The sequence below is a fragment of the Primorskyibacter marinus genome (genome assembly GCF_003313245.1).
GTDB classification, from domain to species: domain Bacteria; phylum Pseudomonadota; class Alphaproteobacteria; order Rhodobacterales; family Rhodobacteraceae; genus Primorskyibacter; species Primorskyibacter marinus.
Genome location: NZ_QJSD01000007.1, coordinates 94,335 through 117,789, shown reverse-complemented (window position 1 = coordinate 117,789; position 23,455 = coordinate 94,335). Strand labels below are relative to the sequence as shown.

General features: G+C 61.5%; 28 protein-coding genes and 1 tRNA gene. 17 read left to right on the top strand and 12 right to left on the bottom strand.

What is annotated here, in order from left to right:
* The first annotated feature begins 47 nt into the window (after positions 1–47).
* Positions 48–893, top strand: coding sequence for a bifunctional allantoicase/(S)-ureidoglycine aminohydrolase (locus tag DMZ65_RS11170; RefSeq protein WP_116599019.1), 846 nt, complete (start codon positions 48–50; stop codon positions 891–893).
* A gap of 257 nt (positions 894–1,150) precedes the next feature.
* Here DMZ65_RS11170 and rpsU read toward each other — a convergent pair whose 3' ends face one another.
* The 3 genes from rpsU to DMZ65_RS11155 all read right to left on the bottom strand — a co-directional run bounded on the left by rpsU (position 1,151) and on the right by DMZ65_RS11155 (position 2,530).
* Complete coding sequence (gene rpsU / locus DMZ65_RS11165; protein ID WP_040700433.1) at positions 1,151–1,351, bottom strand: 30S ribosomal protein S21; 201 nt, start codon at positions 1,349–1,351, stop codon at positions 1,151–1,153.
* Positions 1,352–2,033: 682 nt separating this feature from the next.
* Positions 2,034–2,109: transfer RNA gene (locus DMZ65_RS11160), tRNA-Ala, on the bottom strand.
* 97 nt (positions 2,110–2,206) lie between these two features.
* The gene (locus DMZ65_RS11155; RefSeq protein WP_116598974.1) at positions 2,207–2,530 is read right to left on the bottom strand and encodes a TIGR02300 family protein; all 324 of its coding nucleotides are present in this window, start codon (positions 2,528–2,530) and stop codon (positions 2,207–2,209) included.
* A 108-nt stretch (positions 2,531–2,638) separates the two neighbouring features.
* Between DMZ65_RS11155 and DMZ65_RS11150 the strand changes: the two genes are divergently transcribed.
* Positions 2,639–3,331, top strand: coding sequence for a M48 family metallopeptidase (locus DMZ65_RS11150; protein ID WP_116598973.1), 693 nt, complete (start codon positions 2,639–2,641; stop codon positions 3,329–3,331).
* 31 nt (positions 3,332–3,362) lie between these two features.
* Positions 3,363–4,016 carry a GntR family transcriptional regulator gene (locus DMZ65_RS11145; protein ID WP_116599018.1) on the top strand — a complete coding sequence of 218 codons (654 nt, stop codon included), beginning with the start codon at positions 3,363–3,365 and terminating at the stop codon, positions 4,014–4,016.
* Positions 4,017–4,071: 55 nt separating this feature from the next.
* Here DMZ65_RS11145 and DMZ65_RS11140 read toward each other — a convergent pair whose 3' ends face one another.
* Positions 4,072–5,034 (bottom strand): acetyl-CoA carboxylase carboxyltransferase subunit alpha, encoded by a 963-nt coding sequence (locus DMZ65_RS11140; RefSeq protein WP_116598972.1) that lies wholly within the window; start codon positions 5,032–5,034, stop codon positions 4,072–4,074.
* A gap of 129 nt (positions 5,035–5,163) precedes the next feature.
* On the bottom strand, positions 5,164–5,757 hold the full coding sequence (locus tag DMZ65_RS11135) for a LysE family translocator (RefSeq protein ID WP_116598971.1): 594 nt from the start codon (positions 5,755–5,757) through the stop codon (positions 5,164–5,166).
* 73 nt (positions 5,758–5,830) lie between these two features.
* Between DMZ65_RS11135 and DMZ65_RS11130 the strand changes: the two genes are divergently transcribed.
* Positions 5,831–6,283 (top strand): Lrp/AsnC family transcriptional regulator, encoded by a 453-nt coding sequence (locus DMZ65_RS11130; protein ID WP_116598970.1) that lies wholly within the window; start codon positions 5,831–5,833, stop codon positions 6,281–6,283.
* Positions 6,284–6,339: 56 nt separating this feature from the next.
* Here DMZ65_RS11130 and DMZ65_RS11125 read toward each other — a convergent pair whose 3' ends face one another.
* Entirely contained in the window at positions 6,340–6,822 is a 483-nt protein-coding gene (locus DMZ65_RS11125) for a LytS/YhcK type 5TM receptor domain-containing protein (protein ID WP_116598969.1), read from the bottom strand.
* Positions 6,823–6,898: 76 nt separating this feature from the next.
* Complete coding sequence (locus tag DMZ65_RS11120) at positions 6,899–7,861, bottom strand: L-malyl-CoA/beta-methylmalyl-CoA lyase (protein WP_116598968.1); 963 nt, start codon at positions 7,859–7,861, stop codon at positions 6,899–6,901.
* Positions 7,862–8,237: 376 nt separating this feature from the next.
* Here DMZ65_RS11120 and dgcN point away from each other — a divergent pair, with 376 nt between their 5' ends.
* From dgcN to DMZ65_RS11105, 3 genes are read left to right on the top strand one after another with little or no spacing between them, the layout of a single operon-like run.
* The gene (gene dgcN, locus DMZ65_RS11115; protein ID WP_116598967.1) at positions 8,238–9,239 is read left to right on the top strand and encodes an N-acetyltransferase DgcN; all 1,002 of its coding nucleotides are present in this window, start codon (positions 8,238–8,240) and stop codon (positions 9,237–9,239) included.
* Positions 9,240–9,295: 56 nt separating this feature from the next.
* Positions 9,296–10,261: an N-acetyl-D-Glu racemase DgcA gene (gene dgcA / locus DMZ65_RS11110; RefSeq protein WP_116598966.1), complete on the top strand. Its 966-nt coding sequence runs from the start codon at positions 9,296–9,298 to the stop codon at positions 10,259–10,261.
* A 55-nt stretch (positions 10,262–10,316) separates the two neighbouring features.
* Positions 10,317–11,180, top strand: coding sequence for a D-amino-acid transaminase (locus DMZ65_RS11105; RefSeq protein ID WP_116598965.1), 864 nt, complete (start codon positions 10,317–10,319; stop codon positions 11,178–11,180).
* A 77-nt stretch (positions 11,181–11,257) separates the two neighbouring features.
* On the opposite strand, the gene DMZ65_RS11100 is transcribed toward DMZ65_RS11105, so the two are convergent.
* Genes DMZ65_RS11100 through DMZ65_RS11085 form a run of 4 tightly spaced genes read right to left on the bottom strand, consistent with a single transcriptional unit; the run spans position 11,258 to position 13,399 of the window.
* Positions 11,258–11,671: a hypothetical protein gene (locus DMZ65_RS11100; RefSeq protein ID WP_116598964.1), complete on the bottom strand. Its 414-nt coding sequence runs from the start codon at positions 11,669–11,671 to the stop codon at positions 11,258–11,260.
* Positions 11,661–12,305: a DUF5671 domain-containing protein gene (locus DMZ65_RS11095; protein WP_116598963.1), complete on the bottom strand. Its 645-nt coding sequence runs from the start codon at positions 12,303–12,305 to the stop codon at positions 11,661–11,663. Before DMZ65_RS11095 ends, DMZ65_RS11100 begins: the two co-directional genes overlap by 11 nt.
* 7 nt (positions 12,306–12,312) lie before the next feature.
* Entirely contained in the window at positions 12,313–12,627 is a 315-nt protein-coding gene (locus tag DMZ65_RS11090; protein WP_084352956.1) for a DUF1244 domain-containing protein, read from the bottom strand.
* 34 nt (positions 12,628–12,661) lie between these two features.
* The gene (locus tag DMZ65_RS11085; protein WP_116599017.1) at positions 12,662–13,399 is read right to left on the bottom strand and encodes an N-formylglutamate amidohydrolase; all 738 of its coding nucleotides are present in this window, start codon (positions 13,397–13,399) and stop codon (positions 12,662–12,664) included.
* Between the two features lie 144 nt (positions 13,400–13,543).
* Here DMZ65_RS11085 and pyk point away from each other — a divergent pair, with 144 nt between their 5' ends.
* From pyk to DMZ65_RS11035, 10 genes are all read left to right on the top strand, one after another.
* Positions 13,544–14,989, top strand: coding sequence for a pyruvate kinase (gene pyk / locus DMZ65_RS11080; protein WP_084352958.1), 1,446 nt, complete (start codon positions 13,544–13,546; stop codon positions 14,987–14,989).
* A 40-nt stretch (positions 14,990–15,029) separates the two neighbouring features.
* Complete coding sequence (locus tag DMZ65_RS11075; protein ID WP_116598962.1) at positions 15,030–15,254, top strand: hypothetical protein; 225 nt, start codon at positions 15,030–15,032, stop codon at positions 15,252–15,254.
* 122 nt (positions 15,255–15,376) lie between these two features.
* Positions 15,377–15,577 carry a 50S ribosomal protein L35 gene (gene rpmI / locus DMZ65_RS11070; RefSeq protein ID WP_084352960.1) on the top strand — a complete coding sequence of 67 codons (201 nt, stop codon included), beginning with the start codon at positions 15,377–15,379 and terminating at the stop codon, positions 15,575–15,577.
* 13 nt (positions 15,578–15,590) lie between these two features.
* Positions 15,591–15,956, top strand: a complete 366-nt coding sequence (gene rplT / locus DMZ65_RS11065; protein ID WP_084352961.1) for a 50S ribosomal protein L20 — start codon at positions 15,591–15,593, stop codon at positions 15,954–15,956.
* 185 nt (positions 15,957–16,141) lie between these two features.
* Complete coding sequence (locus tag DMZ65_RS11060) at positions 16,142–17,251, top strand: alpha/beta hydrolase (protein WP_116598961.1); 1,110 nt, start codon at positions 16,142–16,144, stop codon at positions 17,249–17,251.
* 133 nt (positions 17,252–17,384) lie between these two features.
* Entirely contained in the window at positions 17,385–18,458 is a 1,074-nt protein-coding gene (pheS, locus tag DMZ65_RS11055) for a phenylalanine--tRNA ligase subunit alpha (RefSeq protein WP_116598960.1), read from the top strand.
* Between the two features lie 4 nt (positions 18,459–18,462).
* A complete protein-coding gene (locus DMZ65_RS11050; RefSeq protein WP_116598959.1) occupies positions 18,463–19,059 on the top strand; it encodes a hypothetical protein in 597 nt (198 codons plus the stop codon).
* A gap of 321 nt (positions 19,060–19,380) precedes the next feature.
* Positions 19,381–19,665: a YrhK family protein gene (locus DMZ65_RS11045; RefSeq protein ID WP_116598958.1), complete on the top strand. Its 285-nt coding sequence runs from the start codon at positions 19,381–19,383 to the stop codon at positions 19,663–19,665.
* Positions 19,666–19,737: 72 nt separating this feature from the next.
* A complete protein-coding gene (gene pheT, locus DMZ65_RS11040) occupies positions 19,738–22,131 on the top strand; it encodes a phenylalanine--tRNA ligase subunit beta (protein WP_116598957.1) in 2,394 nt (797 codons plus the stop codon).
* Positions 22,132–22,162: 31 nt separating this feature from the next.
* Positions 22,163–22,609, top strand: coding sequence for a YtoQ family protein (locus tag DMZ65_RS11035; protein WP_116599016.1), 447 nt, complete (start codon positions 22,163–22,165; stop codon positions 22,607–22,609).
* Between the two features lie 60 nt (positions 22,610–22,669).
* Here the strand turns inward: DMZ65_RS11035 and DMZ65_RS11030 are convergent, their stop codons facing one another.
* On the bottom strand, positions 22,670–23,371 hold the full coding sequence (locus tag DMZ65_RS11030) for a glutathione S-transferase family protein (protein WP_116598956.1): 702 nt from the start codon (positions 23,369–23,371) through the stop codon (positions 22,670–22,672).
* Positions 23,372–23,455: the final 84 nt, after the last annotated feature.

Here is a 23,455-nt window from a genome sequence, read left to right as displayed (position 1 = left end):
GCCTGCGCGTCCATACTGACCGCAAACTCACAGGATCGAGGACGCCGATGACCGCAAAATATTTCGCTCCGACCGGGGGGCACCCCTCTCAGCAACAACTGCTGACCGACCGTGCGATGTTCACCGATGCCTATGCGGTCATCCCCAAGGGCACGATGCGGGACATCACCACCAGTTTTCTGCCGTTCTGGGACAAGACCCGGCTTTGGGTGATCGCAAGACCGCTAAGCGGCTTTGCCGAGACGTTCTCGCAATACATCATGGAGGTCTCGCCGGGGGGCGGTTCAGATCGCGCCGAGACCGACCCCGAAGCCGAAGCCGTCTTGTTCGTGGTCGAAGGGTCCGCGACGCTGACAGTGGACGGCGCAACCCATACTCTGGCCGAGGGGGGCTATGCCTACCTGCCGCCTGCGAAAGACTGGACGTTGCACAACACCGGCACTGAAATGCTGCGGTTTCACTGGGTTCGCAAAGCCTACGAGCCGGTCGAAGGGCTGGATGCCCCCGACGTCGTTATCGCCAACGAGCAGGATATCGCCCCGACCGTGATGCCGGACACAGACGGCAAATGGGCGACAACGCGGTTTGTCGATCCGGCCGACCTGCGCCATGATATGCATGTCACCATCGTGACGCTCCAACCCGGTGCTGTGATCCCGTTCCTTGAGACCCATGTGATGGAACACGGTCTTTATGTCCTGGAAGGCAAAGCTGTCTATAAGCTGAATCAAGACTGGGTGGAGGTCGAGGCCGGCGATTATATGTGGCTGCGCGCCTTCTGCCCGCAAGCCTGCTACGCTGGTGGCCCCGGACCGTTCCGCTATCTGCTCTACAAGGATGTGAACCGCCACATGCCACTCCGACTTGGCCGCGGCGCATCATCTTCGAAATAAAGCGGCCCGCGTGTCCGGGACCGCTCAAAGAGCGGATCCCGTGATCGCGGCACATGTCTGGCGGCCAAATGCCGCCGGTCAACAAGGCCGCACGTCGGCATTGCGTTTCCCGCGATAACAACCTGGGCAAGGGCGGGGTATCATCCGGCTTGGGCGACGTGTCGCGGCCAGCCTCGCATAACGGTCCGTTCAAAAGCAAAACTCCCGCGGCCAGAAGGCGACGGGAGCTTCATTCGTTCAGCATCAAGGGATAAAACTTATCCCTCGCGCTCCAATTTCTTGCGCGCGAGCTTGCGGGCACGACGAATCGCTTCAGCTTTTTGACGAGCGTTCTTCTCGGAAGGTTTTTCGAAATGCTGCTTAAGCTTCATTTCACGGAAAACACCCTCTTTCTGAAGCTTTTTCTTAAGAACCCGAAGGGCTTGATCGACATTGTTGTCGCGAACACTGACCTGCATGTGGTTGACACCACCTCTCTGAATATGGACCGCAAAGATGTTAATTGAGGCGGTAAATAGCAACCATGTGGCGGTTTGTACAGTATATCTGTCATCAAGTTTCGCAAAGAATAGCGCGTTTTTGCGGCCTGAGCCCCCCGGAACGCCATGACCTTTATCAATGCGGCAGTTGCGGGATGTCGTAATCGCCGGTTTCGAGTTGTTCCCGCCTTGTTCTCTCACCCTGTCCGGTGGGACATCGCCACCCGTGGGACAGGGCCAAACGGGTGAATGGCGCAGGGGCGTGCTTGATCCCGCCGAGCGCGCTTGCGACCCGACTGCACGGAACTGCATGAACGACGCCGCCGCAGTGAACCGACCGCCGCCGCGATTGCGAAACTTCAAGTGTTGCTGCGGCCAATGAAACGCGTGTCAAACAGCAACAACATGACATGCGCCTCACCGAAGATCGCCGGAGGCTGCGCGTGTGTTTGCCACCTCCATCGAGGACGCGTTGGAACCCGCTCTGTGGTTTCGCGCGACTCCTTGGGACATACGGCAAAGTGGCTCTCTTGCCCCGTTCGGAACCATGCGTTGCATGGTCTTTGTGAAGCACAGTTTCTCCTGCTGGAAACCAGGGCGTCGGCCGCCAGAACGGCCTTAATGTTCAATATGTTAAGGGGATACCGCCAAAAATGCGGTATGGTGGAGCCTAGCGGGATCGAACCGCTGACCTCCTGCATGCCATGCAGGCGCTCTCCCAGCTGAGCTAAGGCCCCATTCGCAGCATCACAACCGACGCTGTGGGCTGCGATGTATGCGATGCGAAGGGCGGGATCAAGAGCAAAATCCAGCCCTTCGCGAATTCATTTCAAATCAGGAATCGTCGTCGTCCTTGGCCACGTCGGCGATGTCGTCCAACGAGACGTTATCATCGTCGTCGTCATCCAGCACGTCGTCACCCAGGTCGAGATCGACATCTTCGTCATCGTCCAGGGCGTCTTTGCTTTCCTTCTCCTTGGCTTTCGCCTTGGTTGTGGATGCATCTTCGGCGTCAGCCGCGATCATGCGGCTTTTGGTGCTGTCCAATTCGACTTCTTCGCCCGTATAGGGGCTGACAATCGGATTGCGGTTCATGTCGTAGAATCGTTTGCCTGTGGTCGGGCAAACACGCTTGACGCCCCATTCTTCTTTGGGCATGGGCATTCCCTCTCATATATCATGTGGTCTTGAAGACGATCCGGGCCACCTGCCATAACACCAACGGCGTGTCAAAGGCTTTGACGCGGTCCCGAGCGAGGAAGACGTATGGGCGAGTTCACCCTGCCTGGCAACCCACCTATCGACGTGGTCCTCAGGCGCTCTGTCAGGGCGCGACGGATCAGCCTGCGCCTGTCGCGGCTGGACGGGCGCGTGACGATGACATTGCCCAGGCATGTGGCAGTGAAAGAGGCGCATGCTTTCGCCCGCGAGAAAGAGGCCTGGCTGCGGGGCCATCTGTCAGCGCAACCCACCACTGTGACCTTGCGCAGCGGTGCATGGCTGCCGGTCGAGGGGCGGATGCTGTGCATTGGCGAAGGGCAGGGGCGGCGCGTGCGCATCGACGGCGAGGCGATTCTGGTGCCCGGCGATGAGGCGCGTTTCGGCGTCCGGCTGTCGGCTTTTCTGAAGGTGCTGGCACGCGACCGGCTGACCGAAGCCTCGGACCGCCATGCCGCCCGGCTGGGGCGTGCCTACGCGCGGATCACCCTGCGCGACACGCGGTCGCGCTGGGGGTCGTGTACGCATGACGCCGGGCTGATGTATTCGTGGCGGCTGATCATGGCACCGCCAGAAGTGCTGGATTACGTCGCGGCGCATGAGGTCGCACATCTGGCCGAGATGAACCACTCTCGGGCCTTCTGGGATCTGGTCACGCAGCTTTATGGCGACTGGAAGCCGGCGCGGAACTGGCTGCGCGATCAGGGGGCTGAATTGCATCGCTACCGATTTGGCGATTGACGTTTTTGCCGGTTGTGATCACAATTTCCGCATGTTGACCGCCCCCCGCCAGACAGAGCCGATTCCCGCCGCCGCCCATGACCGCGTCTATCGCCGCTTGCGCGCCCGCATCATGGTCGGAGAGGTGGCACCCGGCGCTGCCCTGACCTTGCGCGGCATCGGCCGGGAATTTGGCGTGTCGATGACACCGGCGCGCGAAGCCGTCCGCCGGTTGGTTGCGGAGGGCGCGCTGTCGCTGTCCTCGTCCGGGCGGGTGTCCACGCCGGAACTGTCAAACGAACGGATCGAGGAACTGGCGGTCCTGCGCGCCCTGATCGAGGTAGAACTTGCCAGCCGCGCCATGCCGCGCGCGCATATGGCGCTGATTGACCGTTTGCAGGCGATCAACACAAGCGTCGGCGATATGGTCGAGGAACGCAACGCAGTCGGCTATATTCGCACAAATCTGGAATTTCACCGCACGCTCTACCTGCGCGCTCAGGCCCCGGCGATGCTGGCCATGGCGGAAACCGTCTGGCTGCAACTGGGGCCGACGATGCGGGCGCTTTACGGGCGATTGAACCGGACCGAGCCGCCGCATTTCCACCGACTTATCATCGCCGCGCTCAAGGCCGGGGACGAACCGGGGTTGCGGCTGGCCGTGCGGTCGGATGTGACGCAGGGGCTGAAGATGCTGGCGGGCTGATCCGGGGCGCGTCGATTCGCCGGCCTGCCCCGGTCAGGTTACGCCAGCATGGGCCTCAGGCGGCCAGCCCGCGCGATCCGACCTTCAGGTATTTGCTGTGCCGTTGCTTGACCAGATCCTTGCGCGAAATGCTGTCCAGATCCGACAGAAGCGACCCGATCGCTTCTCCCACGGCTGTCACCGCCGCGTCGCTGTCGCGATGCGCCCCGCCAAGCGGTTCCTGAATGACCTGGTCGGCAACCCCAAGCTTGGTAAGATCCTGTGCCGTCAGCCGCAGCGCCTCTGCTGCTTCGCGCATTTTTTCAGCGTCTTTCCACAGGATCGAGGCGCAGCCCTCGGGCGAGATCACCGAATAGACCGAATGTTCCAGCATCGCCAAACGGTCGGCCGTGGCAAAGGCAACCGCCCCGCCAGAACCACCCTCGCCGATGATGACCGATACCAGCGGCACGCGAATTTGCAGACATTTTTCCGTCGATCGGGCAATCGCCTCTGATTGGCCGCGTTCTTCGGCACCTCTGCCGGGATAGGCACCGGGCGTGTCCACCAGCGAGATCACCGGCAGGTTGAACTTGTCCGCCATCTCCATCAGTCGGATCGCCTTGCGATAGCCCTCGGGGCGGGCCATGCCGAAATTGTGGGCGATACGCGATTGCGTGTCATTGCCCTTTTCATGGCCGATCACCACCACCGGCCTGTCGTTGAAACGCGCCAACCCGCCCATCACCGCATGATCGTCGGCAAAATTGCGGTCACCCGCCATCGGCGTGTATTCGGTAAAGAGCGCCTCGATATAATCCTTGCAATGGGGTCGGTCCGGGTGCCGGGCGATCTGGCATTTCCGCCACGGCGTCAGCGTCTTGTACAGATCTTTCAGCATGTCGGCCGCTTTGCGATCCAGGGCCGCGGCCTCTTTCTCGATATCCATTTCCTCGTTGGTCCGTGCCATGGCACGCAGCTCTTCGGCCTTGCCTTCAATCTCGGCCAGAGGCTTCTCGAAATCGAGGTAATGGGTCATGTCATGCTCCGTTTTGCCGTCTCGCGTCCCTGCTGCTATATGGCGCGGCCATCGAGCAGATGCAACAAAACAAGATTTTTGGCACCGGGCCGCGTTTGGACTTCGGCATTGCTGGCGGGATCCTGCGAATCACTGCATCAAAACAGGGACGAGAGAGCCCACCAAAAGCAGCGCCATGGTCCAGTTGAATAGCTGAAGCCTGCGCGGATTGCTCAGCACGCGGCGCATCTGCTGCCCCATCAGGGTCCAGCTTGAGACACTGGGCAGATTGATCGCGCCAAAAATCGCGGCGACCAGAAGAACAGAGGCCAGGTTTCTTTCGGGCGCATAGAGCGTGACGGCGTTCAGTGCCATGGTCCAGGCCTTCGGGTTGACCCATTGAAACGCCGCAGCCTCGATGAAACGCATCGGGCGACCGGTTCCATCGGCAGATCCGGGGGCGGCGGAATGGGCGATACGCCATGCCAGCCACAGCAAATACGCCACGCTGACCCATGTGAGAATGTGATGCGCCACCGGCCAGGCATCGAACACGCGGACCAATCCGATGCCCACCAGTGCCACCATCACGACGAATCCGATCCCCACGCCCAGCATATGCGGAATGGTGTTCCGAAAGCCGTAATTGGCCCCCGACGCCATCAGCATCAGATTGTTCGGCCCCGGCGTAATTGACGAAACAAGGGCAAAGCCCGCCAGCGCAATGAGGATGTTTTCTGTCATGCGTGCACTTATTGCGCGGGTTTCGTGTCATTAAGTTGCATTTTGTATGAAGCGCGGACTATTTATGCAACTTATGAAGGGTCTTGACGAAATCGACCACAGAATATTGCGTGCGCTGACAGAAAATGGGCGTATCAGCAACCTGGATCTGTCCGCGCGGGCCGGGCTGTCGCCGTCAGCCTGTTTGCGCAGGGTCACGGCGCTGGAACGGGCGGGCGTCATCTCTGGCTATCGCGCGGTGCTGAACCCCGACGCCATGGGCACCGGGTTCATCGCCTATGTAACAGTGGGGTTGGGTCAGCATACGAAGGTCGCGCAACAAGCGTTCGAACGCGCAATCTCGCGCAGCCCCGAAGTCCGGGAGTGCCACAGTATCACCGGCTCCGTGGAATATCTGTTGCGGATCGAAGCCGCCGATCTTGCCGCTTACAAACATTTTCATACCGAGGTTCTGGGAACATTGCCGCAGGTGGCCGCGATCACGTCCTACGTCGTGATGGGGTCGCCCAAGGATGAACGCAGTTAGGTTATGTTCGGTGGTTCAGCCTGACCGTATCCGTTCTGGACACGGCAAGCGTCGCGTCAAGCTTGGCAAACAACGAATCGCGACTCTGGCGCGAGCCTTTGTCCGCTTGGCTCGCGGCATATGAGGGCGGCGGCCCGTCGCAAGACATCGCCGGGGAAGACTCGATGCACTCGACGGATTGCAGCAGATCGAAACGTTCCGCGTCGTTCTGCGCCGGCAATACCCGAACTGGCACCGACGCCGCCGGTATATACGCGCGTGGCGATTGCCATGACCAGACAGACGGCAAGTCCGCGCCAGCCCAGGAAAGCCCCCGCCAGGATGACAGGGACGATGCGCAGGTCGATGATGACGCCCTCGAACGGGCTGATCGGCATCTCCATCTCGATCACGGCGACCAGACCGAAGATCGCGCCCAGTACATATTGTGCCTGCTGCGGGCTGGACAGCCAGCGCCGGATTTCGCCCACGCCAACGATCAGGACGCACAACAACCCGATCGGGCCGGCAAAATCGACAATATTGTACCCTTGCAACATGTCAGGCCTCCAGGACAAACACACCTGGAAGCGTCATACATGCGCAACCGTTACGAGGTTGTAAACGCTGCCGGATTTAGGTGCTTTGCGCGATCATTTCCGATTGTTTCACAATCACTTCGGCCTGTTTGATCGACGCGATGTCAACAAGACGCCCCTTGTAGACGGTCGCCCCTTCGCCATTGGCCTTGGCTTGCTCCATCGCGCCCAGAATTTCGCGTGCCTCGGCCACGGCGGTGTCGGAGGGCGTGAAAACCTCGTTGGCAATCGCCACCTGCTTGGGGTGGATCGCCCATTTCCCGACCATGCCCAGCGTGGCGGACCGCAGCGCCTGCGCGCGGAACCCTTCATCGTCAGAGAAATCACCAAACGGACCATCGACCGGCAACACGCCATGCGTGCGGCAGGCCGCGACGATGGCCGCCTGCGCCCAATGCCAGGGGTCGGACCAGTATTTCTGGCCTTCGCGCGCCATGTAATAGGTTTCCTGCGTGCCGCCGATGCCGGTGGTCGCCATGCCCATCGAGGCGGCAAAATCGGCCGCCCCCAGACTCATCGCTTGCAGGCGCGGCGTGGCAGAGGCGATCTCCTCGACATGGCTGATGCCCGCCGCACTTTCGATGATCACCTCGAATCCCAGCGGCTTGCTGCGGCCCTTGGCGCGCTCCACGGCTGTCACCAGCGCATCGACGGCATACAGATCGGCCGCACAGCCGACCTTGGGGATCATGATGATGTCGATCCGTTCGCCCGCCTGTTCCAGCAGGTCCACCACGTCGCGATACCAGTAGGGCGTGTCCAGCCCGTTGATCCGCACGCTCAGCGTCTTGTTGCCCCAGTCAATGTCACCGATGGCCTGAATGATGTTGGCGCGGGCTGAATCCTTGTCGGTGGGCGCGACGGAATCCTCAAGATCAAGGTTGATGACATCGGCTGCACTTGCCGCCATCTTCTCGAAGATCGCAGGACGCGAGCCGGGACCAAACAGTTGGCAGCGGTTCGGACGGGCGGCAGGGGTTGGCTGAATACGGAAGGACATGCGCGGACCTCTGGGTAAGGATGTTTCGTTTTGGTCGGCTTGAGTAGTATATTCTTGCGCCCCATGCTGCAAGTGCGAATGTGCGGTTGCAGCATTCAGGGCGCGCTGAGAATGCGGTTGGTCAAGCCGACACCGGCACCGCTTCGTCCAGAAAACAACAGCGGCAGCGAAGATAATGGTTCCGTGCTTGCGGCGGTATCTTTGCGATGAATCCTCCCCGCTTGTCATAAAGCAGTGCAAGTTTTCTGCGAAATATATAGAATGAATCGAAGAATCTTGTGCCAAACCTTTGCTTTTTCCGCGACTTGCGAAACTCTTTTTCCGCTCCAGTTGTTAGGGTCGCAAACAAAACTGATACAGAACCCGAGGTGCCGCCATGATCCAGACCCCCTACCTGTTGTTTCTCGGGGATGCCCCTGATGCGCTTGCAGCAAAAGTCGCGCAGGGCATTCGCGACTGGCGGCCCGACAATGCTGTCGGCCAGTTCCGGATGGACGGTTGCAAGGCCGACATGAAGCTGCCGGACATGACGCTGGCCGAGGCAAAGGCAGCAGGGGCAAAGACGCTGGTGATCGGCGTTGCCAACCGGGGCGGCGTGATTTCGCAGGCCTGGAAAAAGGTGCTGGTAACCGCGTTGGAGGAAGGCTTTGACCTTGCCTCGGGTCTGCATAACCTGCTGCGGGATGAGCCTGATCTGGTGGCCGTGGCCGCCGAATGTGGGCGCACGCTGCATGATGTGCGGGTGCCGTCGGTGAACTACCCGATTGCCGACGGGGTCAAACGGCGCGGCAAGCGCGTTCTGGCGGTGGGGACGGATTGCTCTGTCGGCAAGATGTATACCGGGCTGGCGCTGGACCGGGACATGCGTGCGGCGGGGATGAAATCCACCTTCCGCGCCACCGGACAGACCGGCATTCTGATCACCGGCGACGGTATCCCGCTGGATGCGGTCGTGGCCGATTTCATGGCCGGATCGGTGGAATGGCTGACGCCCGACAATGACGACGACCACTGGGATGTGATCGAGGGGCAGGGCAGCCTGTTCCACGTCTCCTTTTCCGGCGTGACCATGGCCTTGATCCATGGCGGCCAGCCCGACGCGCTGATCCTCAGCCACGAACCCTCGCGCGCCCATATGCGCGGGCTGCCGGACTATGCGCTGCCGTCACTGGAGGTCTTGCGCGATACGGCACTGCCACTGGCGCGGGTCGCCAATCCGGCCTGTCAGGTGGTGGGGATCTCGGTCAACACGCAGGCGATGGAAGAGGACGAGGCCCGCGATTATCTGGCGGGGCTTGAACAACGCATGGGCCTGCCCGCCACCGATCCGTTCCGCTTTGGCACGCAAAAGCTGGTGAAGGCGCTGGCTGCCATTTGAGTTCCGATCTCGCCCGTGGCAGGTTGTGCCGGGCAGCTAAGACAGGAGTATATCCGGTGCAGATAGACGTGACGCGCGATGCGTTCCCGCTGGCGCAGGTGTTCCGCATCAGCCGGGGTGCCCGGACCGAGGCCAAGGTGCTGACCGTCCGTATCGCCAAGGATGGCGTGACCGGCTGGGGCGAATGCGTGCCCTATGCCCGCTATGACGAAACGCTGGACAGCGTCGAGGCCCAAATCGCGGGCCTGCCGGACAGGTTCGACCGCACGGCCTTGCAGGATCTTCTGCCCGCCGGTGCCGCGCGAAATGCCGTGGATTGTGCCCTGTGGGATCTGGAGGCAAAGACCGCTGGCAAGCGCGTGTGGGAACTGGCGGGGCTGGCGCGGCCATATCCCGAGATCACCGCCTATACCCTGTCGCTGGATGAACCCGACGCGATGCGCGCGTCCGCTGCAAAGCACGCCCATCGGCCCTTGCTGAAGATCAAGCTTGGCACGCCCGACGATATGCCAAGGCTGGAGGCCGTCCGCGCAGGCGCGCCGAAATCCAGCATCATCATTGACGCGAATGAGGGCTGGAGCGCCGAGATCTACGCCGATCTCGCCCCGCATCTCAATCGCCTTGGCGTGGCCCTGGTGGAACAGCCTCTGCCTGCGGGCGAGGATTCCGCCTTGGACGGGATCGCGCGTCCGGTGCCGGTCTGCGCCGATGAAAGCTGCCATGACCGGCACGATCTGGACCGGCTTCAGGGCCGCTATGACATGGTCAATATCAAACTGGACAAGACCGGCGGGCTGACAGAGGCGCTGGCCACCCGCGAAAGGGCGCGGCGGTTGGGCTTTCAGGTCATGGTCGGCTGCATGGTCGGAAGCTCTTTGGCGATGGCGCCAGCGGTCCTGCTGGCGCAGGATGTCGAGGTGACGGACCTTGACGGGCCGCTCCTGCTGGCTAAAGACCGTGACGACGCGCTGGTTTTCGACGAGGCGGGGGTTCACCCGTCCGAAGCCGCGCTTTGGGGGTGATCCGCCCCGCTAGCCACGACCGGGTTCCGCACCCGACAGAACAAAGGACCACGATATGAGCCGCACCGTCTATGTGAATGGCGACTACCTGCCTGAGAGTGACGCCAAGATCTCGATCTTTGACCGGGGCTTTCTGATGGCGGACGGGGTCTATGAGGTCACAAGCGTTCTGGGCGGCAAGCTGATCGACTTTGACGGCCATGCCGTGCGGCTGGAACGGTCCTTGACCGAGCTGGATATGGCCATGCCCATGTCCAGGGACGAGCTGCTGGAAATCCACCGCGAGTTGGTGCGGCTGAACGAGATTGACGAGGGGATGATCTATCTTCAGATCACCCGTGGCGCGCCTGCGGATCGCGATTTTGCCTTTCCCGACCCGGAAGCGACCGCACAGACGGTTGTGCTGTTCACCCAGAACAAGCCCGGTCTGGCCGATAACCCGGTCGCGAAACAGGGCATCAAGGTGATCTCCATCGACGATATTCGCTGGGGCCGCCGCGACATCAAGACGGTGCAGCTGCTCTATCCGTCGATGGGCAAGATGATGGCCAAGAAGGCCGGTGCCGACGATGCCTGGATGGTCGAGGACGGGTTTGTGACCGAGGGCACGTCGAACAATGCCTATATCGTCAAGGGCAACAAGATCATCACGCGCGAACTGTCCAAGGACATCCTGCACGGCATCACCCGTGCGGCCGTGCTGCGCTTTGCCCGCGAGGCGCAGATGGAGGTGGAGGAACGCAATTTCACCATCGACGAGGTAAAACAGGCGGATGAGGCCTTCATCACCTCGGCCTCGACCTTCGTGATGCCGGTGGTGGCGATCGACGGCGCGGCGATCGGCGACGGGGTGCCGGGCGCAAAGGCGCTGCGGCTGCGCGAGATCTATCTGGAGGAAAGCCGCAAGGCTGCGGTCTGAGGTTTCGCGGCGAAACCTAAGCCATTAATATTTAACAATAAAATGTAAATTCTGTGCGCGATGCAACAAGGGTTTGTTTACTCGATTTGCATCGCGGGCCGTTCATATAGTCCGGTGATGCAGCCGGTTTCGTTGTCGAGTTGACTGGCGCGATAATCCAGACGCTCGGGCACTTCGAAGCGGGCGCAAAGCCGGAAGGTGGTGTCGCTTTGCCGCTCGTAGCGGTAGGGCGCGCCAGTGAACGGATCCTCGCGGGGCGTGTCCTCCGGGCAGGCGGCGACCGGGGACAGGGTCGGGGGCAGGGTATCTTGCCCGCCCTTGCGCGCGACGCAAACCACAAAACGCTCAAGCCCGGTCAGATCATTGAGCCGGGCAAAGTCGCGTTTCTCGGCCCGGCCCATGCCCGGCCCGCCGGTTTGCATCAGCGCAAGCGCCAGCATCGCGGCGACAAGCACGGACAGGCACCAGACGGCAAGTCGGTCAGGTTTCATTTTCAGCCTTTGTCGGATCGGAGGCCATCAGGCCTTTGACATACAGAAAGGCCAGCGCGGCCAGCAGGGCGACAAGGGCGGATTTTGCCGCGAAGCGCAGGGACAGATCGCCCGACAGGAAGGTGAAAACCACGGAAATGGCATCCCCGAGAAGGGTGAGCGCGGCAAGAAAGAGCGCAAGAAAGCCCAGCACCGCCCGCGCGCGGGATCTGCGTTGGGCACCGTCCTGCCGGGTCGCGCGGACCATTCTGCGGTCAAGGATCAGGAACAGCGGCAGGAATATCGCCAGCACGGCAATGGGCCAGCGCATCCGCGCTGCCAGGCGCATGAGTCTGTCCGCCGGGTCCGGCAGCCAACTGTCGATCAGGGCAAAGCCGAGCGGAACGGAAAAGCCCAGAACCACGGCCAATGCCGTGAACATCAGTGCATAAAGAAAAGCGTCACGCGCGCCCAGAGATGGCAACGGCTTTGGCACGGGCAGGGCAAAACCGTCTTGCGCCCATTGGCCCATCGCATGGTCGATTTCGCTTGCCGACCAGCCCGCAGCGCGCAGCCGGGCGGCAATCTCTGTCCGGTCGTGGCCGGCGGCCAGCGCGGTTTGCACAAACCCTGTCAGCCGATCATCGCCAGCCATTGCCCTGTCAGCCCTTGGGGCCGACATTTTCGGCGAAGGCCTTCTTGAAGGCGTCCTGCTTATCCGCGCCCGCATCGGTCTGGTAGTTGGCTTTCCAGTCGTCCATCGTCATGCCGTAGAACGCCTCGCGGCCTTCGTCCTTGGACATCTCGATGCCGCGTTCATTGGCGGCCTCCTGATACCAGCGCGACAGGCAGTTCCGGCAGAACCCGGTCAGGTTCATCATGTCGATATTCTGTACATCGGTGCGGTCTTGCATCAGGTGCTGGCGCAAGCGGCGAAAGGCGGCGGCCTCAAGTTCGATGCGGGTCTGGTCATCCATGTCGTGTCTCCTTGTCGGTGGCCCTGGCCATCATTCAAAGGTGGGTATCGGCAAGGGCGGCTTCAAGCAGCGGTGCAAGGCGCCGGCCCCAGGCCTGTTGCTGATCCGGTGTGGCGATCAGATCGTGGCGTAGCTCGATCAGCACGTTCAGCCGCCCGTGTTGCAGCGCGTGCCGGTCGATCGAGTCGCCGGGCAGGTGACCGCCGTAAGGTTGGTTCATCCCGACAACCAGATCGCCTTCGGCGGTCAGGCGGTGAAACATCGGTTTGGTCAGGCGTTCGTCGTAAGCGTGCAGCACGCCGATATGCCACGGGCGCGGTGGCCGCCCCTTGAGCTGTGGCGTGAAGCTGTGGATCGACACGATCACCCGTTTCGGATGCAGCGCCGCCACTTCCTCCACTGCCGCATGATAGGGCCGGTGATAGGCGTCAAGCCGGCGCTTGCGCTCTGCCGCATCGGCATGGCGGTTGCCGGGAATCACCGTCCCGTCATAGAGCCGCATCAGCAGGGTCGGGTCATCTTCGCCGCGATTGGGGTCAATGACCAGCCGCGAGAAATTGGACAGCGCCACCGGGGCATCCAGCGCGTCTGCAAGGGCGCGGCTGACGCCTGCGGCCCCTATATCATAGGCGATATGACGCGCCATTTCGCTTTCGGGCAGCCCCAATGTGCCGCCAAGTTCCGGTGGCACAAGGTTGCTGGCGTGATCGCAGGTGACCATCCAGCGAGACGGGCGTTGCACACCTTCGATGAAATATGGTTGATACGTCATGTGATTTTCATGTTGCTTGGCGATTGCATAGGGCAGTTGCGTCAGAATGTGAAATGGGCAATAACGCCCCAAAGGGCTCGTTAGCGATAACATCGCTGCGCCGATCCCGCCTGCGAAAAATCAATATGCAAAGGAAGAGCTGATATGAGACGCCTGCGGAACGTCAAGATCGTCGCCACGCTGGGCCCTGCCTCCAGCGATTATGACACCATTCGTGCCTTGCACGAGGCCGGGGCGGACGTGTTTCGTCTGAACATGAGCCATGGCAGCCATGACGAGATCAGCAAACGCCACGAGATCATCCGCAAGGTCGAGAAGGATCTGGATTCGACCATCGGCATTCTGGCCGATCTTCAGGGGCCGAAGCTGCGTGTGGGTGAATTTGCCGATGGCGAGGAAGAACTGGTCGAGGGGGCGGCATTCCGGCTGGATCTTGATGAGGCCAAGGGCGACATCAACCGCGTGCGCCTGCCACATCCCGAGATTTTCGCCGCCCTGGAAGAGGGCGCGCATCTGCTGGTCAATGACGGCAAGATCCGACTGAAGGTCGAGAAATGCGGCCCGGATTTCGCGGATTGCACCGTGATCACCGGTGGGACGATTTCCAACCGCAAGGGCGTGAACGTCCCGGATGTGGAACTGCCGCTGGCGGCGCTGTCGGAAAAAGACCGCAAGGATCTGGAATTTGTCTGCGCGCTGGGCGTGGATTGGCTGGCGCTGAGCTTTGTGCAGCGCGCCAAGGATGTCTGGGAAGCGCGGGAACTGGTCAATGGCCGGGCCGCGGTCCTGTCAAAGATCGAAAAGCCGACCGCGGTGAAATCCTTCGAGGAAATCCTTGAGGCGTCGGACGGCATCATGGTGGCGCGCGGCGATCTGGGTGTGGAACTGCCGGTGCAGAACGTGCCGCCGATCCAGAAGCGTCTGGTGCGTCGCTGTCGCCGGGCGGCCAAGCCGGTGATCGTCGCGACTCAGATGCTGGAATCGATGATCGAATCGCCGATGCCGACACGGGCCGAAGTGTCCGACGTGGCCACCGCGATCTATGAAGGGGCGGATGCGATCATGCTGTCGGCGGAATCCGCAGCCGGCCAGTATCCCACGGAGGCGGTTCAGACGATGGACAACGTCGCCCGCGAGGTCGAGGCGGATGAAACCTACCGGGAAGTCATCGAGGCCAGCCGCAAGGTCGACCGGACCTCGGTTTCCGACGCGATCGTCTCTGCCGCGCGCGAGATTGCCGAGAATGTCGATATCAAGGCGATCTGCTGCTTCACGCAATCGGGCACCACGGCGCTGCTGACAGCGCGTGAACGGCCACGGGTGCCGATCATCGCCATGACCTCGGAGCGTGGAACCGCGCGCCGGTTGGCGCTGAGCTGGGGGACGAACTGCGTGATGACCGGCGTGCTTGAGCGGTTCAAACAGGCGGTGGTCAGTGCTGCGCGGGCAGCGCGGGCAGGGGGCTATGCCTCTGCCACGGATCATATCGTGGTCACTGCGGGTGTGCCTTTCAACGTCCCCGGCACCACCAACATTCTGCGCGTCGCCCCCTGCGACGAGCGTTTGATCTTCAGCACCGACCCGGACTAGAAGCGACGCCAGACGGCGTTTGGAAAAGAAGGGGCGAGGCATGGAGAGTGATCTTTACCTCGTCCTCGGCTGCCTTCTGGGCGTTTTTTCGATCACGCGGGCGGCCGCTGCGCTGGCGGATGGGCGCGCGCCGGTATTTGCGCTGATCCTGTTGGTCATCGGCGGCGGGCTTGTCGGCTATGCGTCCTATCTGGAACCCGGCGGGCTGACTTTTGACGACGTGCCGCGCGCTTTCGCTGCTGTTATCGGACGCATCATCAACTGAAATCGCGGATCGGTTCTTGTCATCCGCGCGGGCTGCGCGTATAGGGCGGCTTCGCCTGCGCGTCCGGCTTAAGTGGCATGCCGAGTCGCGCGGTAACCGAACCTAATATCAAGGAGCCGGAAATGCCCAAGATGAAGACGAAATCGAGCTGCAAGAAGCGGTTCAAGATCACGGCCTCGGGCCGGATCAAGGCAGGTCAGGCAGGCAAGCGCCACGGCATGATCAAACGCTCGACCAAGTTCATCCGCGATGCGCGCGGAACCACGGTTTTGGCCAAGGCTGATGAGCAGATCATCAAGCCAATGATGCCCTACGCGCGCTAAGGAGATCTGAACAATGGCACGAGTCAAAGGTGGGACAGTCACCCACGCCCGTCACAAGAAAGTCACCGACGCCGCGAAGGGCTATTATGGCCGCCGCAAGAACACCTTCAAGGTGGCGCGTCAGGCTGTCGACAAGGCAAACCAATACGCCACACGCGACCGCAAGAACCGCAAGCGGAACTTCCGCGCGCTGTGGATCCAGCGGATCAACGCGGCTGTGCGCGGCCATGATGAAACGCTGACATATTCGCGCTTCATCAACGGTCTGGGTCTTGCCGGGATCGAAGTGGACCGCAAGGTTCTGGCCGATCTGGCCGTCCATGAGCCCGAAGCGTTCAACGCGATCGTGGATCAGGCGAAAGCCGCATTGCCCGCATAAGCGTGGCGCTGTCCGAGCAATCGGTCGAAACATCAAAGGGTCGTCTCTGCGGAGGCGGCCCTTTTCTTGTGTGGTGCCGGTTGCGGGGGTCCATGACGTTATTGCCCGGTCACACACGCCCTGATAGCATTGCGTCAGCTTGCAGCACGTCCGGGCTGCGCCATACTCAGCCAAGCGGAGCGCGCATGACCCGAATTGTTGCTTTGAGATACCTCGTTGCGGCGCTTGTGCTGTCGCTTCTTGTCGGCTGCGGGCGCCCGCCAGAGCTGATCGGGGTGGTCAACCCGGACTTCCCGGCGGCATCCTTCGATCTGCACCGTCAAAAGGTCTTTATCGCCACGACCCGGCAGGCCACAGAAGTGACCGGCGCGTTCTTTACCGCCCAACGAGCGCCAGAGCTGGGCTTGGCCTCTGTCGAGGTGACGATCCCGCCCAACCATATGCCCGGTCGGGTGGAGCGTGCGCGGCAGTTGCCGCCTGATCCGAGGCGCGAATTCACAGTCGTTGATCCGACTGTCTTTGACAGCGACGGCGCTTTTGTCGCGGCGCTGAACAAGGAGCTGGCGACAAGGCCTCCCGGTCAGCGGTCGGTGATGTTTTTCGTTCACGGCTATAACACCAGCGCCAGCGACGGCATCCTGCGGCTGGCGCAATTCGTCGAGGATACGAAGTTCGAGGGTGTGCCGGTGCTGTTCACCTGGGCCTCGGCGGCCAGTACGCCGCGCTATGTCTATGACCTGAACAGCGCGCTGGTGGCCCGCGCCAAGCTGAAGGAAATCACCGAGATCCTGACGCGGACCAATGCCGAAGGATTTGGCATTTTCGCCCATTCGATGGGGACGTTCCTGACAATGGAAGGTCTGGTCGATGCGCAACTGGCCTCGCGGTTGAAACATCATGGCAAGCTGGAACATATCGTTCTGGCCGCGCCGGATATTGATATTGATCTGTTCCGCACACAGGTCAGCATCCTTCCCGCCTCGATCCGGGAAAAGCTGTATGTGCTGGTGTCCAAGGATGATTTCGCGCTGCGCATCTCCCGCCGCATTGCGGGCGGGGTGCCGCGGGTCGGCGCGGCGGATGCGGCGGTGCTGGAACGGCTGGGGGTGACGGTGATCGACCTGTCGAAGATCCACGATGCAAGCTCCAGCAACCATACGAAATTCGCGGGCTCGCCGCAGGTGGTGCAGATCATCGGGCAGGGGTTGAACGCGAATACCCAATTCAGTCGGTCGCCATCGCCCGCGCTGGGGCAGCTTCTGGCGGCGTCACCGATCCAGATTTTCGGAAACTGAGCCGGACGGCGCCGCCTTTGGATCTTTCGACACCCGGCAGGCACGGTGCCGGGCGCGGGTGATTGCGCGCGCCCGGTCTTGAATTCACGGCCTCTTGTGATAGCAGGATGCCAATCAATTCCGGGGTGCGGCAATGGACGATCTGAAATCAAAATACCTGAACCTGATTGCCGAAGCGGGCGATGAATCCTCGCTTGAGGAAATCCGCCTGACGGCCGTGGGCAAAAAGGGCGAAGTGGCGCTGAAGATGCGCGAGCTTGGCAAGATGACGCCCGAGGAACGGCAGGTCGCCGGCCCCGCGCTGAACGCGCTGAAGGACGAGATCAACGCGGCCCTTGCCGCCAAGAAAGCCGCGTTGGGCGATGCCGCGCTGGACGAACGTCTGCGGACCGAGTGGCTGGACGTGACGCTGCCCGCGCGGGGGGCACGTCAGGGCACGATTCACCCGATCAGTCAGGTGACGGAAGAGGTGACCGCGATCCTTGCCGAGATGGGATTTTCCGTTGCCGAAGGGCCGCAGATCGACACGGATTGGTATAATTTCGACGCGCTGAACATCCCCGGCCATCACCCCGCTCGGGCCGAGATGGACACGTTCTACATGCACCGCGCCGACGGCGACGACCGCCCGCCGCATGTGCTGCGCACCCATACCTCGCCGGTGCAGATCCGGCATATGGAAAAGCATGGCGCACCGTGCCGGATCATCGCGCCGGGCCGGGTGTACCGCGCCGATTACGACCAGACGCACACGCCGATGTTCCATCAGGTCGAGGGGTTGGCGATCGACCGGGACATTTCAATGGCGAACCTGAAATGGGTGCTGGAAGAGTTTTTCTCGGCTTTCTTCGAGGTGGACGGCATCAAGACCCGCTTCCGCGCCTCGCATTTCCCGTTCACCGAGCCGTCCGCCGAGGTTGATATTCAGTGTTCATGGGAAGACGGGCAGCTCAAGATCGGGCAGGGCGATGGTTGGCTGGAGGTTCTGGGCTCCGGCATGGTCCACCCCAAGGTGCTGACAGCGGCGGGCGTTGATCCGGCCGAATGGCAGGGCTTTGCGTTCGGCATGGGCATCGACCGGATCGCGATGCTGAAATACGGCATCCCCGACCTGCGCGCCTTCTTCGATTCCGACCTGCGCTGGCTTCGGCATTACGGGTTTGCATCGCTGGACGTCCCGACCCTGCGGGGTGGGTTGAGTAGGTGAATGTGTGAGCAGCAATGCGATATTTGAAGGGATCGCCAGCATCGCACAACTGGTGACCGCGTTCGCTGTCGTTGCGGGCGTAAGGGTAGCCTATCGACAGCTATCGACGTGGCGGGATGAGCGTCACGAAACGAAGATTTTCGAAGTTTCGCTCGAACTCTTGGTGAGTTCCATGGAGGTTTCGGATACTTTAAAAAGCCTACGAAGCCGTTTCGATCGCATCCCAATAGAAGAAAAAGACAACAAGCTCTACCCCTACGAGCAAAGACTAAAGCGGTTCAGAGATGCGGCCTTTCATTTCGAGCGACTAAGAAAGTCTCAGCTTCTTACAACTGCAATTATGGATGATGAAACACTGAACGAAGCAGTGGAGGTCCTTTTTGAAGTTCGACGTCAAACTATCATCGCGATAGAAATGTTGGCAGAAGAACCAGAAATGTATCGCGACGAAGACAAAGAGAATAAGAAGTTCTACCAAAGTCTGAGACGAGATATGTGGGGAAGTTACAGCGAGAAAGACGACCCACTTGGCATGAAGCAACTAAACGCAGTTGAATTGATAAGGCAAATTTTGACCCCGCATATCAAATTGCGACGTTAGGTTTCGTCTTTTCCAAGAGCTCCAAATCCGATGGGGCATTCTTGCCATCCAACAGCGCGGAATCAAGCCCGGAGGGCGCCGCGCTAGGGCCAGTCCGCCCGGACGGGCTGGCGCTTTGGTGAGGTTTGCGCATCACTGTGAAGGTGTTCGGACTTGGCGGCATAAAGCGTGCAGAACAGATGTTTCGGCGCCACCCCGCGGACTGGCCCTTGCGCGGCTTGCGTGCGGCGGTGAGCGCTGGGGAAAGACGGGCCTCGGAAACTTTGCCCGTGCTTGCTACGTTAGGCCGGATATTCCCGACACTGCAAAGCGAGGCGCCCCATGCAGCTTTTCCGACATTCCAACCGCACCCGTACCGCAGAGACTCAGCGCGTTTATGCGGCCTATGAGCTGGCGCATACGCTGGTCGATTTTGCCGCCGCGATCAGCTTTACCATCGGCTCTGTCCTGTTTCTGTGGGAGAGCATGAAGACGCCCGCGATCTGGCTGTTCATCGTCGGCTCTTTCTGTTTTCTCTGCAAACCCAGCCTGCGCCTGATGCGCGAGGTCAAGCTGTGGCGCATGGGCAAGGTCGATCAACTGGCCCGCCGCATGGAGGCCGAGTAGCGCCGGGGTCTTTCCCCTCTCGCCCCTTTCGGCTAAGGACGGCGGCAAAGGCAAACAAGCGGCGGACGACCCATGAAATTCACGCTCTCCTGGCTGAAATCCCACCTCGACACCTCTGCATCGGTGGAGGAAATCACCGATGCGCTGACCGATCTCGGGCTGGAGGTCGAGGGGGTCGAAAACCCCGCCGACGCCCTTCGGACCTTTACCCTGGCCAAAGTGACCCATGCCGAACAGCATCCCGATGCGGACCGCCTGCGCGTGTGCAATGTCGCGACGAATGAGGGCGACAAGCAGATCGTGTGCGGAGCACCCAATGCGCGTGAAGGGATCACCGTGGTGCTGTGCAAGCCCGGCGATTATGTCCCCGGCATCGACACCACGCTGAGCGTCGGAAATATTCGCGGCGTGGAAAGCCACGGGATGATGGCCTCGATGCGCGAATTGCAACTGGGCGAGGATCACGACGGCATCATCGAGCTGCCTTCGGGCGAGGTGGGCGAGCTGTTCGTGGACTGGCTGGCCGCGAATGACCCCGCCAGGGTCGATCCGGTGATCGAGATTGCGATCACGCCGAACCGGCCCGACGCGTTGGGCGTGCGCGGCATTGCGCGCGATCTGGCGGCGCGGGGTCTGGGCAAGATGAAGCCGCGCGATTGCGACGGGATCGAGGGCGAGTTTGCCTCGTCCATCAGCGTTTCGATTGACGAGGACGCGCGCGACGGTTGCCCGGTGTTTTTCGGCCGGATGATCCGGGGGGTCAAGAACGGCCCCAGCCCGGATTGGTTGCAGGATCAGCTGCGCGCCATCGGGTTGCGGCCGATCAGTTTCCTCGTCGATGTGACGAATTTCTTCACCTATGACCGCAACCGCCCGCTGCATGTGTTCGACGCCGACAAGGTGTCCGGCAACCTGCGGGTGCATCTTGCGGCGGGTGGCGAGGAACTGGCGGCGCTGGATGACAAGACCTACCGGCTTGAGCCGGGGATGGTGGTGATCTCCGACGATGCGGGGGCGCAAAGCCTGGGCGGGATCATGGGCGGTGCGCAAACGGGTGTGACCGAGGATACGGTGAACGTGTTCCTTGAGGCCGCGTATTTCGATCCGGTCCGCACCGCCTATACGGGGCGCGCGCTGAAGATCAACTCTGACGCGCGCTACCGGTTCGAGCGCGGGATTGATCCGGAATGGACGCCCGAAGGCATCGAACACGCGACGCGGATGATTCTGGATCATGCGGGCGGTGAGGCGTCCAAGGTCGTGGTGGCGGGGCATATGCCCGACTGGAAACGCGCCTTCAAGCTGGATCCGGCACGGGTGCGGTCGCTGGTCGGGATGGACATTCCCGAAAGCGAGCAGCGCCAGACGCTGACGGCGCTTGGTTTCCGGCTGGAGGGCAACATGGCCCATGTGCCAAGCTGGCGCCCCGATGTGATGGGCGAGGCCGATCTGGTCGAGGAAGTGGCGCGCATCGCCTCCCTGACCAAGTTGCAGGGCAAGCCTTTGCCGCGCGTACCCGGCGTGCCGAAACCGGTTCTGTCCCCGATGCAGAAACGCGAACAGGCCGCACGGCGCACGACGGCGGCGCTGGGGTATAATGAATGCGTGACCTACAGTTTCATCGACGCCAAGACAGCGGCGCTGTTTGCGGGCGGCGATGATGCGACGATGCTGGCCAACCCGATCAGTTCGGAACTCAGCCATATGCGTCCGGCGCTTTTGCCCGGTCTCTTGCAGGCGGCGGCGCGCAATCAGGCGCGCGGACAGGCGGATTGCGCGCTGTTCGAAGTGGGGGCCGCCTTTCACGGCGGAGAGCCGGGCGAGCAGCATATGCTGGTCTCGGGCCTGCTGGTCGGGCGGACGGGGCCGAAGGATGTGCATGGTGCATCGCGGCCCGTGGACCTGTATGACGCCAAAGCCGATGCAGAGGCGGTGCTGACCGCGATGGGCGCGCCTGCCAAGGTGCAGATCCTGCGCGGCGCTTCGGACTGGTGGCATCCGGGTCGGCATGGCAAGATCTGTCTGGGCCCGAAAAAGGTGATGGGCATCTTCGGCGAGATCCATCCCCGCGTGTTGCGCGAGATGGATGTGAAAGGACCAGCGGTGGGCTTCACGCTTTGGCCTGCGGAAATTCCGCTGCCGCGCAAGCAGATCTCGACCCGTGCGGCGCTGGTGTTGAACGACCTGCAATCGGTCGAGCGTGACTTTGCCTTCGTCGTCGATGCAGAGGTCGATGCGCTGGCCTTGGTCAATGCCGCCGCCGGTGCCGACAAGGCGCTTATTCAGGATGTGCGGGTCTTCGATCAGTTCATCGGCGGCAGTCTGGGCGAGGGCAAGAAATCGCTGGCCATCACGGTGCGCCTGCAACCCAGCGGTGCCACGCTCAAGGAAAAGGACATCGAGGCCGTCAGCGCGAAGATCGTCGAGAAAGTCACCAAAGCCACGGGTGGCAGCCTGCGCGGCTAAGCCACCGCTGTGCGATATGAAGGAGAAGATGATGTTGAGAGTGTATCTATCCGGTGAAATCCACACCAGCTGGCGCGAAGAGATCATCGAGGCCTGCGATGGGCTGGACATCGCGTTCGACGCCCCGGTGACGGATCACGAAGCCTCTGACGATTGCGGCGTGGCGATCCTTGGGGCAGAGCCGAACAAGTTCTGGCACGACCGCAAGGGCGCGATGGTCAACGCGATCCGCACCCGCAAGGGGATCGAAGAGGCGGATGTCGTCGTCGTGCGCTTTGGCGAGAAATACAAACAGTGGAATGCGGCGTTTGACGCTGGCGTTGCCTCGGCGCTTGGCAAATCGCTGATCATCCTGCAACAGCCCGACCACGATCATGCTTTGAAAGAGGTGGATGCCGCCGCGCTGGCCGTGACCCGCACACCTTCCGAAGTGGCGCAGATCCTGCGCTACGTCCTGACGGGCAAGCTGCCCGCCTGAGCGGATGACGTCCTGCAACACGCCTTCCGGCACCAAGAACGCGCCGGAAGGCAGAGCCCGTCAGTCGCGGGCCGGTGTCACCAGGCCAACCTGAACGGCAGGGCGCGCTGTGAACCGCTCCAGATAGGCCTTTAGATTTGGGTGGTCGTCCCATGCCAAAAGGTCTTGCGTGCCATAAAAGTCCGGCGCACGCAGCCAGGGGCCAATGGCCATATCCGCGATGGAATAATCCCCCGCCACCCAGTCGCGCCCGTCCGACATGTGCTTTTCAAACACCGCCATCAGCCGGCGCGCTTCGTCCAGATAGCGTTTGGCGGGATAGGGATCTTTGACCTCCTTGCCCGGACCGGAATGGAAATGGCCCATCTGGCCGAACATCGGGCCAAGCCCGCCCATCTGCCACATCAGCCATTGCACGATCTTGGCACGCTCGGCGGCAGTGCTGCCAAGAAACTTTGACGTTTTTTCGGCCAGATAGATCAGGATCGCCCCGCTTTCGAACAGGGCCAAAGGCGTGCCGTCCGGCCCGTCGGGATCAATGATCGCCGGGATCTTGTTGTTCGGGTTGACCGACAGGAATTCCGGGCTTTTGACATCCGCATCCGCAAGGGTGACTGTGTGCGCCTCATAGGGCAGGCCCATTTCCTCCAGCGCGATCGAGATCTTGACCCCGTTGGGCGTGGGGAAGGAATATAGCTGGATACGCTCGGGATGTTGCGCAGGCCAGCGGCGGCTGATGAGATGATTCGACAGGTCGGCCATGATGTTCTTTCGTGTTTGTGCTTTGCGGTCGGACCGTAACTCTTTTTCCCCGTATGCAAAGGTGCAGTTTTGTGCGAATCCGGA

What these genes read in the sequence shown, in the direction of transcription:
- DMZ65_RS11170 (WP_116599019.1), top strand. Translation starts at nt 48, where the DNA reads ATGACCGCAAAATATTTCGCTCCGACCGGGGGGCACCCCTCTCAGCAA.
- rpsU (WP_040700433.1), bottom strand. Translation starts at nt 1,351, where the DNA reads ATGCAGGTCAGTGTTCGCGACAACAATGTCGATCAAGCCCTTCGGGTT.
- DMZ65_RS11155 (WP_116598974.1), bottom strand. Translation starts at nt 2,530, where the DNA reads ATGCCCAAAGAAGAATGGGGCGTCAAGCGTGTTTGCCCGACCACAGGC.
- DMZ65_RS11150 (WP_116598973.1), top strand. Translation starts at nt 2,639, where the DNA reads ATGGGCGAGTTCACCCTGCCTGGCAACCCACCTATCGACGTGGTCCTC.
- DMZ65_RS11145 (WP_116599018.1), top strand. Translation starts at nt 3,363, where the DNA reads ATGTTGACCGCCCCCCGCCAGACAGAGCCGATTCCCGCCGCCGCCCAT.
- DMZ65_RS11140 (WP_116598972.1), bottom strand. Translation starts at nt 5,034, where the DNA reads ATGACCCATTACCTCGATTTCGAGAAGCCTCTGGCCGAGATTGAAGGC.
- DMZ65_RS11135 (WP_116598971.1), bottom strand. Translation starts at nt 5,757, where the DNA reads ATGACAGAAAACATCCTCATTGCGCTGGCGGGCTTTGCCCTTGTTTCG.
- DMZ65_RS11130 (WP_116598970.1), top strand. Translation starts at nt 5,831, where the DNA reads ATGAAGGGTCTTGACGAAATCGACCACAGAATATTGCGTGCGCTGACA.
- DMZ65_RS11125 (WP_116598969.1), bottom strand. Translation starts at nt 6,822, where the DNA reads ATGTTGCAAGGGTACAATATTGTCGATTTTGCCGGCCCGATCGGGTTG.
- DMZ65_RS11120 (WP_116598968.1), bottom strand. Translation starts at nt 7,861, where the DNA reads ATGTCCTTCCGTATTCAGCCAACCCCTGCCGCCCGTCCGAACCGCTGC.
- dgcN (WP_116598967.1), top strand. Translation starts at nt 8,238, where the DNA reads ATGATCCAGACCCCCTACCTGTTGTTTCTCGGGGATGCCCCTGATGCG.
- DMZ65_RS11105 (WP_116598965.1), top strand. Translation starts at nt 10,317, where the DNA reads ATGAGCCGCACCGTCTATGTGAATGGCGACTACCTGCCTGAGAGTGAC.
- DMZ65_RS11100 (WP_116598964.1), bottom strand. Translation starts at nt 11,671, where the DNA reads ATGAAACCTGACCGACTTGCCGTCTGGTGCCTGTCCGTGCTTGTCGCC.
- DMZ65_RS11095 (WP_116598963.1), bottom strand. Translation starts at nt 12,305, where the DNA reads ATGGCTGGCGATGATCGGCTGACAGGGTTTGTGCAAACCGCGCTGGCC.
- DMZ65_RS11090 (WP_084352956.1), bottom strand. Translation starts at nt 12,627, where the DNA reads ATGGATGACCAGACCCGCATCGAACTTGAGGCCGCCGCCTTTCGCCGC.
- DMZ65_RS11085 (WP_116599017.1), bottom strand. Translation starts at nt 13,399, where the DNA reads ATGACGTATCAACCATATTTCATCGAAGGTGTGCAACGCCCGTCTCGC.
- pyk (WP_084352958.1), top strand. Translation starts at nt 13,544, where the DNA reads ATGAGACGCCTGCGGAACGTCAAGATCGTCGCCACGCTGGGCCCTGCC.
- DMZ65_RS11075 (WP_116598962.1), top strand. Translation starts at nt 15,030, where the DNA reads ATGGAGAGTGATCTTTACCTCGTCCTCGGCTGCCTTCTGGGCGTTTTT.
- rpmI (WP_084352960.1), top strand. Translation starts at nt 15,377, where the DNA reads ATGCCCAAGATGAAGACGAAATCGAGCTGCAAGAAGCGGTTCAAGATC.
- rplT (WP_084352961.1), top strand. Translation starts at nt 15,591, where the DNA reads ATGGCACGAGTCAAAGGTGGGACAGTCACCCACGCCCGTCACAAGAAA.
- DMZ65_RS11060 (WP_116598961.1), top strand. Translation starts at nt 16,142, where the DNA reads ATGACCCGAATTGTTGCTTTGAGATACCTCGTTGCGGCGCTTGTGCTG.
- pheS (WP_116598960.1), top strand. Translation starts at nt 17,385, where the DNA reads ATGGACGATCTGAAATCAAAATACCTGAACCTGATTGCCGAAGCGGGC.
- DMZ65_RS11045 (WP_116598958.1), top strand. Translation starts at nt 19,381, where the DNA reads ATGCAGCTTTTCCGACATTCCAACCGCACCCGTACCGCAGAGACTCAG.
- pheT (WP_116598957.1), top strand. Translation starts at nt 19,738, where the DNA reads ATGAAATTCACGCTCTCCTGGCTGAAATCCCACCTCGACACCTCTGCA.
- DMZ65_RS11035 (WP_116599016.1), top strand. Translation starts at nt 22,163, where the DNA reads ATGTTGAGAGTGTATCTATCCGGTGAAATCCACACCAGCTGGCGCGAA.
- DMZ65_RS11030 (WP_116598956.1), bottom strand. Translation starts at nt 23,371, where the DNA reads ATGGCCGACCTGTCGAATCATCTCATCAGCCGCCGCTGGCCTGCGCAA.